This is a genomic window from Phytoactinopolyspora endophytica, from assembly GCF_004138495.1.
Taxonomy (GTDB): domain Bacteria; phylum Actinomycetota; class Actinomycetes; order Jiangellales; family Jiangellaceae; genus Phytoactinopolyspora; species Phytoactinopolyspora endophytica.
Genome location: NZ_ML142849.1, coordinates 450,375 through 453,371, shown reverse-complemented (window position 1 = coordinate 453,371; position 2,997 = coordinate 450,375). Strand labels below are relative to the sequence as shown.

The 2,997-nt window shown below is 71.2% G+C and carries 2 protein-coding genes; one reads left to right on the top strand and one right to left on the bottom strand.

Annotation, left to right across the window (positions count from 1 at the left end):
- Nucleotides 1-137 precede the first annotated feature (137 nt).
- Nucleotides 138-1,424 (top strand): amidase, encoded by a 1,287-nt coding sequence (locus ELR45_RS34395; protein WP_165367394.1) that lies wholly within the window; start codon nucleotides 138-140, stop codon nucleotides 1,422-1,424.
- A gap of 15 nt (nucleotides 1,425-1,439) precedes the next feature.
- Here ELR45_RS34395 and ELR45_RS02030 read toward each other — a convergent pair whose 3' ends face one another.
- On the bottom strand, nucleotides 1,440-2,942 hold the full coding sequence (locus ELR45_RS02030; RefSeq protein WP_420813793.1) for an MFS transporter: 1,503 nt from the start codon (nucleotides 2,940-2,942) through the stop codon (nucleotides 1,440-1,442).
- Nucleotides 2,943-2,997 lie beyond the last annotated feature (55 nt).

The window sequence follows — 2,997 nt, the reverse complement described above, 5'->3', positions numbered from 1 at the left end:
GCTGGCCGGTGTCGCCGTGGGAGCGTGGATCGGCGGGCGGCGCCGGTAGGACGCGGGCCGTCGATGCCGTCGCGGCCGAGTCCTCGGCGCGACGTCGACGTCGGTCCACTGGGCCGCACGATAGCGGGGATGGAATCATGAGTGATCTTCCGGGCCGACCGGTCGCGGACCTTGTCGAGCTGCTGCGCGCGGGCAGCCTCGGCGCTGCCGAGTTGACTGTGGCCTGCTTGGACGCGATCGAGGCCGAGGAGACGACACTGCGGGCCTGGGCGCATCTCGACGGGGACCTGGCGCTGAAACGGGCCAGGGAGCTGGACGCGCTCCCGGCCGGAGAACGCGGTCCGCTGCACGGCATCCCGGTCGCCGTCAAGGACATCATCGACACCGCGGATCAACCCACGGAGTATGGCTCACCCATCTACGCCGGTTACCGGCCGGCCGACGACGCTGAGGTGGTGGCGCGGCTGCGTGCGGCCGGTGCGGTCGTCATCGGCAAGACGGTGACGACCGAGTTCGCACTGTTCCAGGCCGGCCCGACGACCAACCCGCACGATCCGAGCCGGACCCCGGGAGGCTCGTCGAGCGGCTCGGCGGCGGCGGTCGCGGCCGGGACCATCCCACTGGCTCTCGGGACCCAGACAGCCGGTTCGATCGTCCGTCCGGCGTCGTTCTGCGGCGTCTTCGGGGTGAAACCAACCTTCGCAGCGGTGCCGACGCGGGGAGTCAAAGCCTGCGCGCCGTCGCTCGACACGGTCGGCGTGTTCGCCCGCGACGTCGCCGGGGCGGAACACGCACTGCGAGTCATGGCCGACGACGCGCAGCCTGACGTTTCGGAGCCGCCGCAGCGGATTCGGGTCGGGTTCGCGCGCACCCACGAGTGGGGTCTCATCCCGGCCGAGAGCCGCTCCCGGATCGAGCAAGCCGTGAAACGGGTGGCCACGGAGCTTGACGTCGTCGACGTCGAGCTGCCCGCCCCGTTCGCCGGGCTCTCCGAGGCGCAGACGCATCTCATGCTGGTCGATGTGAGCCGGGTCTTCGGGTATGAGCGCGCGAGGTACGCCGACCAGCTCAGCCTCCGTCTGCGGGAGGTCTTCGCCGCGGGTGACCGTTCCACCTGGGCGTATGAGGCGGCGCGCGCCCATGTGCGGCACTGCCGGGAACTGCTCGACGACGTCTTCACGCCGGTGGACGTCCTGCTCGCGCCGAGCGTGTTGGGAGAGGCACCGCTGCGGGAGCAGGGGACCGGCGACCCGTTGCTCTGCCGGGCTTGGACCGCGCTCGGCACCCCCGCGGTGTCCGTCCCCGGACTGGCCGGTCCCGCGGGGCTTCCGCTCGGCGTGCAGGTGCTGGCGCCGTTAGGCAAGGACGGGGTCGCGCTCACCGCGGCGCGGCGGATCGGCGCGCTCCTGGCCCGCCATGCGTGACGGTCGTGTGGCTTCCTATCCGACCGGTTCGGGCGTTTCGTCGGCGTGCGGGTCCGGCGCCGCGGACACGTTTCGCAGCAGAAGGATCGCCAGCACACCGAAGACCGCGGTCGCTGCGGCGCCGACCCCGACAGCGGTGGACATGCCCTGAGTGAACGCGTCGCGCGCGGGGTCGAGCAGACGGGCGGCAGCCTGGGCCGACATCTCCTGAACGGCGGCGTCCGCGCTGGCCAGGGTGTCACGGGCGGCCGAGGCGGCGGTGTCGGAGATGCCGTCGGGCACAGTGAGCTGGCGTCGGTACACCGCGGTGGTGATGCTGCCCAGCAGCGCGACGCCCAGGCCCATCCCCAGCTCACCGCTGGTTTCGGATACCGCGGCCGCCGACCCTGCCTTCTCTTTCGGGGCCGACCCGATGATGATGCCGGTCAGCAGCGCCGCGCCAGGGCCGAGACCCGTCGCCGCGATCGACTGGCCGATCACCACGAGCGGCAGATCACCGGACGCGCCCACCTGCGTCAGCAGGGCGAACCCGGCCGCGGCGGCCAGCATGCCGCCGCCGATCACGACGGCTCGGCCGAACCGTTGCGCCAGGGCCGGCGCGAGGATCGTGCTACCGATCATCGCGACCGACGGCGGCACCAGGAGGAGACCGGCGTCCAGGGGGGACAGCCCGGCCACCAACTGCAGGTACTGCGAGACGAGCATGAACATCCCGCCCATGGCCAACGTGGACACCATGACCGCGCCCAGCGCCGTGCTGAAGACGCTGCTTCGGAACAGGCGTAGGTCCAGCAAGGGGTCGTCCAGCCGGAACTGGCGCCGGACGAACACCACACCGACCGCCGCGCCGACGGCGAGCGTGACCAGTGCCATCGCGCCCACGCCGTCCTTGGCCAGCTCCTTGAGGCCGTAGACGAACGGCAGGATGGCGCCCAGGGACAGGGCCACGCTGAACAGGTCGAGACGTCCCGCCTCGGGGTTACGGTATTCCGGCAGCAGCACCGGTGCGGCGATGAGTAGCGTCACCATGATCGGCACTCCGAGCAGGAACACCGAACCCCACCAGAACCACTGCAGCATCAGCCCGCCGACGACCGGCCCGAGTGCGGCGCCGCCCATGAAGCAGCTCATCCACACCGCGATCGCGACCGCCCGCTGCTTGCTGTCGGTGAACATGTTGCTGATCAGAGCCAGGGTGGACGGCATCAGGGTGGCGCCGGCGATCCCGAGCACGGTGCGGGCGGCGATGAGCATACCGGCGCTGGTCGAGTATGCGGCAAGCACCGAGGCGGCGCCGAAGGCCACCGCGCCGATCAGCAGCAGCCGGCGGCGGCCGATCCGGTCGCCGAGCGTACCCATCGTGATCAGAAAGCCCGCGATCATGAACGCATAGATGTCCATGATCCACAGCATCTGTGTGCTGCTCGGCTCAAGGTCGGTGGCCAGGTGCGGCAGGGCCAGATACAGCACGCTCATGTCCACGGACATCAGCAGTGTGGGCAGCGCCAGCACCGCCAGCCCGAGCCACTCCCGGCGCCCGGCCCGGGCGCCCGGGCCGGGCGTGGATGTGTCC

Bases quoted from the DNA above. Each gene is read 5' to 3' on its own strand.
- ELR45_RS34395 (WP_165367394.1), top strand. From the start codon at position 138: ATGAGTGATCTTCCGGGCCGACCGGTCGCGGACCTTGTCGAGCTGCTG.